The following is a 4,687-nucleotide window of genomic DNA, read 5'->3' on the forward strand; positions in this document are numbered from 1 at the left end:
CTGGCCCGGCTTTCGGCCCGACTCGTCGCAGAACACCAGTCCCGGCGTGCCGTTGGAACTCACGCCGTCGGACCACCTCAGCGCAATCGCAATGTCCGGCGCATTGGGCGTGTTGATCAGGGCCTGGTCGAGCGTGAACGCGCCCTCTGCCGGCTTGCGCGTGAACAGAACGCCGGTGAATTCCTGGCGTTGCAGAAGCTCGACGATCCGCCGGATCAGACCGGCATCATGTCCGGCGACATACAGCAGCGTTGCGCCGCCGTTGCTCACCACCAGGATGTCGTCCTTCGCGGGTGACGCCTTGAATTCCCGTGCCGCCTTGAACCCCGCGTCGCGCAACGCCTTCGCCACGTCCGCAATCTGCATGATCGTCGAGAAGCCGTGATCGGAAACCACGAAAACGTCGGTCTTGTCCCGCAGACCGCGTCTGTCCAATTCTCCCAACACGCGCGCAAGATTGTTGTCCGAGCTCTTCAGCGCCGCGACGGCCTTCTCCGAACCGGGGCCGAAGTCGTGCTGCGAAAAGTCGGGCTCACTCAACCACAGCAGGGAAAACTTCGGAAGTTCCCCGCTCCAGAACGGGCCGGTCAACGCGCGCGTGGTCCATTCGTCGCGACCGGCGTTGGGCTGGGTGTATTTCGGATACGGCCCGAGTTCCCGAACCAATTGGCTCCAGACGTTGGTCGGGAGCGTTTTGTCGGTGAAAAGAATTCGCCCCGGATCAAAATGCTCGTCTCTTTGTTTGCGGTCGTGGAGCAGCGCGATTCCCTTGGTGCCGGCGACGGCCGTCTTGAAACCTGCGGCTTGCAGAATTTCGGCGATGGTCGGCAGGTTCAGGTGGCGCCCGCGTGTCAACCGGTCATCCGCGCGGACCGTGTCGAGCGACTCCATGCCCACGGGCCTCAACGGATTGATGCGCGGGCGATACTCTTTGTTGGCCATGATGCCGCTGTGCGCAGGATAGGAGCCGGTGGAAATGGCCGTGCCATTGACCTCGGTGGCGCTCAGGTAAACCGGATGGTGGTGCCGGAAAAAAACGCCCCCTTCGGCCAGCTTGTGCAGGGTCGGCGTGTACTGCTCCGTGATGAAATCGGGACGCATGCCGTCCCAAACCACCACGACGACATATTCGGCTTTGCCGGCGGCAAACGCGGCGGCGGGCCACAAGCCGCCGAGCAAAAAAGCGCAAAGGATGGCGCGCATGAGACGGAGAGTTTTCAAATCAAACGGCCACGGGTCAAACGAAAAGGTCGAAAAAATTGAAACAAATCGAGAGGTGCGATCCGGCTTTCTCCCGGCCCGGATGTCCACAACGACTCCATCGCCCTTTCCCTCGCGCCTGATCACGCTGATCTACAATCTCAAACGGGTGTTGAACCTGGTGAGCTTCGAGAAACTGATGGCCACGGTCAGTTGAAGGGCCGCGCCCGCGGCTTTTTCCCCTCTCCTGCTTACGGCAGCGACCGTAACGCCTCCGCACACCGTGGGAACGAATCAAGGGAACTGAAAGTCCAAAACTCGAAACCAGAAAATCTTCTCCTGCCAACGTTCCTCACTCAAATACCCCAAAACGTTTTCACACAGCCTCGCGATTGGTTAGGCCAACGTCTCTCCATTTGCAATTTTCTCCACTTTGCTCCAATCGGTGGTTTTGACATAAAATGGCCACGCAGCCCCCTGCTGACGAAGCCAAACACCGTCTCGTGAAAAGATGCCGAACACCATCCCGACTACGAAACCACAAAACAGCAAACTCTTCATGAGCACACCGACTACAAGTAGCAAAACGATTAACCCTATGAACGAAAGCCAGCGCCATCGGTCAGCCTGGATATAGCGCCATTGCGTCCTGCCACCGCGCTTCCGCATGTCCAGCATGAAGTCCGCAAGTTCCTTGTCGGTGTAGTTTTTCATATAGGTCGAAGGTGGCCTAGACCTTATGGCTTGTGAACGAATTGGCGGGCGTCTGTTTGACTTCTAGCGTGGGTTGCCCCGTGGATGCGGGACCGGTCCACCTGCTTAGAAGTTCCGAAGAACTGTTCATTAAACAAGAAAGGAAACACACAGCCTCGCGAAGGGTTAGCCGCCTTGGAGGGCACTCTCATGCGTCACCCCATCCACGCAAAGCCAGGGCGACCAACACGCCAGTGACGATGCCAACCCCGATACAAATCGCCAAGTTAGTAAGGACCATGATCAGACCGTAAGGTGGAATCGCCAGAATACCGCCGAGAAACGGAGACAGGAATCCTACATAGATCCCGAGTAACACCGGACGCTGTCGCAGGACGAGGGATAACACTAACCAGACGAAGATGGAGATCGGGATAACAATCTTCAGAGTGCCCAGGTTGGTATGATTTCCATCACGCAATGCGATCAACTCCATCCCGACTACGGCCATAACCGAAGCGATCACCGCTACGATCAGCATTCTTACTGATGTGCTCATAATTATTGAGGCGGCCAACGGACAGAGCTGGGCCACAGACCTGGCAGCCGCTGTGACGATACTGCGAATGCGTTCGATGAATCCATCTCTATGCACTGAACTTAAACGCCCATCAGTAATGCGGAAGCCGCGTTCCGTGCAATGCCGCATCAATGAGCGTTCCGGCGTAGGCATTGGCGACACTTGCTGGCATGGTGAAAGTCATCCCGCGTCGCCAATTTTCGGGAGCTTCAGGATGAACACCACAGAGGATTACCCAGCCCTTGCCGGACGTCCCTTCGACGATCGCGGGTGTCCCATCGGGATACTTACCCACCACCGCGCCCCAGCCGGTGAACTGCGGCCCATCCTCCCAGTAATGCTCAATAACTGGCGTGCCCACACCGGTAATTGGCACGGCGGCCTTGTGGATGCCTCTATTTACCTCCGCATAAAAGCCGACCCGCACGCCGGACGTCAGATTCGGACTGTTGGATGTGGCATTTCCGGCCAGAAGCCCTCCCGCGCAGATTCCGAGGTAGTTCAATCCGCTCTGCACGGCATTGTGAATGTTCGTGGCTGTGCCCGGCGTCAGGCTGTTGCCGATGGTGATATAGTTTCCACCGGGAACAATCACCAGACGATAGGCCATCATTTGTGCCTCGCTCATGCCGTTCAACTGCTGTGAATTCACAGTCACATATTTGAGACGGCTGTCTTTCAGGACGGCCTCGACCGCCTTGACATCATTGGGGGACGTTCCACTTCCGTTGAACAGAAGGATTGGAGGAGGGTCGTTCGATGCCGGTGGCGTGCAGGCTGTCAGAAAAAGCGCGGCGACGCTCGAGATGTATTGGATGCTTCGGATTTTCACGAGATGCGAGCAACGCCTGGCCGGATCACGCTGGTTTGGGCCTCCTTCTTCAATCGTGGATTCCCCCGGTTCAAGCTTCGTCCGATATTCGCCTTCTGAAATCCTGACGCGCGATTCGCTCTTCCCGGTCAACTCGGACTCTTGACCGGGTTTTGCCGCTGATCGCTCCACTTGCGAATATCTCATTCATTGGTGTCCAATATGTCTCGATCCATCCGCGGTAGTGTCCGCTGTAACGGTGGGGTGGAATACCAATCTGGGTAAAGTTCAACTTCGTTCCGCTCTTCACTTTCTTAAGGTCAAATATGGCGATGGAATAGTGACCCGGCCACCAACCGGTCGCGCGCCACGCTTGAACTATTTTCTCTCCGGGCTTCAACACCAAATTGAAGCCAGAGAGATGAGACCCCCACGCAGTGAATTTGCCCCCGACTTTTCTGCTGATTTTTGCGGGCTCGCCCGAAAGTGAGCTATGCTTCTTGGAATCCATGATCATCTCGTAGACTTCCATGGGGGAGGCTTTGAAGGAGACTGTTTGTTGGAGGGTCTTGGTTTTCATTTCGTTTCGCGCGTCATACTGCGTCTACGACCAGCTCAGCGACGGCGGGTCAGTGGCGTAGCCCGCGAATGCGGACATGCCAGCGCCATCCGGCGTTGGCTGCAGCGCGAGGCTGTGTGAAAACTGCGACATGGTTGAAACGGTTTACGCGGACCGGCGGTCTTCTTCAAGCATGAACCATGTGCGTGGACTGGATCGCTCGCAGACCCGATCGGGACAGCCAACCTCATCTTGAATAGACAGCCCCTGGGTTCACTGCCGAAAGTTTCTGGACCGTGACGTGGCGTTGGATCACGTCGCTGGAAAGCCGGGCGAGGCCCTTTGCACTTTGCCCCGCTCGATCGAGTCCGCATGGGTGTTTAGCCGGATGCTCCGCATCCGAGCTGCCAACTGAAATCAAGCCGGAGTTCCCGTTCTGAAGACGTTTGCGGAAAAAGAACCTTTTCCGCGCGGAACTCTTTTGCCTCTTGACCTCCCGGGCTTAATGGGTGTTAGGCCATCGGCGTCCGAATCTTCCATCGCATATAGGTGTATCTCACAAACCGCACAAACACCCAAAGCAGGAGAAATGCGCAACAAGACAGAGAAATGAAGGACGGCATCATGAGTCTATAATATCGTGCCATGTCTCGGTGAACGAGTACGGCACCGTCTGGCCCATGCATGACTGCCCCGTCCGGGCCGACAACGGGAAGCGCTGCGGGATAATATCCGGTGGCAAGCATCGAACTCACGAGAAATGAGATACAGGCCAGAGCCAACAGAATAATGGTAGATGGGGCCTTCACTGTGGCCTAACGCTCAGCGACCCGGCGCACGGGAC

6 protein-coding genes are annotated in these 4,687 nt (G+C 56.9%); 1 reads left to right on the forward strand and 5 read right to left on the reverse strand.

Annotation, left to right across the window (positions count from 1 at the left end; genetic code table 11):
- Positions 1 to 1,203: alkaline phosphatase family protein (locus tag VN887_11990; protein HXT40724.1), on the reverse strand; the 1,203-nt coding region annotated here is incomplete at its 3' end.
- On the opposite strand from VN887_11990, the gene VN887_11995 reads away from it, so the two are divergent.
- The gene (locus VN887_11995) at positions 1,202 to 1,417 is read left to right on the forward strand and encodes a hypothetical protein (protein HXT40725.1); all 216 of its coding nucleotides are present in this window, start codon (positions 1,202 to 1,204) and stop codon (positions 1,415 to 1,417) included. The genes VN887_11990 and VN887_11995 overlap by 2 nt on opposite strands.
- Before the next feature lie 179 nt (positions 1,418 to 1,596).
- Here VN887_11995 and VN887_12000 read toward each other — a convergent pair whose 3' ends face one another.
- The 4 genes from VN887_12000 to VN887_12015 form a co-directional block, all read right to left on the reverse strand.
- On the reverse strand, positions 1,597 to 1,914 hold the full coding sequence (locus tag VN887_12000) for a hypothetical protein (protein ID HXT40726.1): 318 nt from the start codon (positions 1,912 to 1,914) through the stop codon (positions 1,597 to 1,599).
- Between the two features lie 187 nt (positions 1,915 to 2,101).
- On the reverse strand, positions 2,102 to 2,452 hold the full coding sequence (locus VN887_12005) for a hypothetical protein (GenBank protein HXT40727.1): 351 nt from the start codon (positions 2,450 to 2,452) through the stop codon (positions 2,102 to 2,104).
- Between the two features lie 112 nt (positions 2,453 to 2,564).
- Positions 2,565 to 3,305: a BPL-N domain-containing protein gene (locus tag VN887_12010; protein HXT40728.1), complete on the reverse strand. Its 741-nt coding sequence runs from the start codon at positions 3,303 to 3,305 to the stop codon at positions 2,565 to 2,567.
- A gap of 70 nt (positions 3,306 to 3,375) precedes the next feature.
- On the reverse strand, positions 3,376 to 3,864 hold the full coding sequence (locus tag VN887_12015; protein HXT40729.1) for an SRPBCC domain-containing protein: 489 nt from the start codon (positions 3,862 to 3,864) through the stop codon (positions 3,376 to 3,378).
- Positions 3,865 to 4,687: the final 823 nt, after the last annotated feature.

The organism is Candidatus Angelobacter sp. (assembly GCA_035607015.1).
GTDB lineage: Bacteria > Verrucomicrobiota > Verrucomicrobiia > Limisphaerales > AV2 > AV2.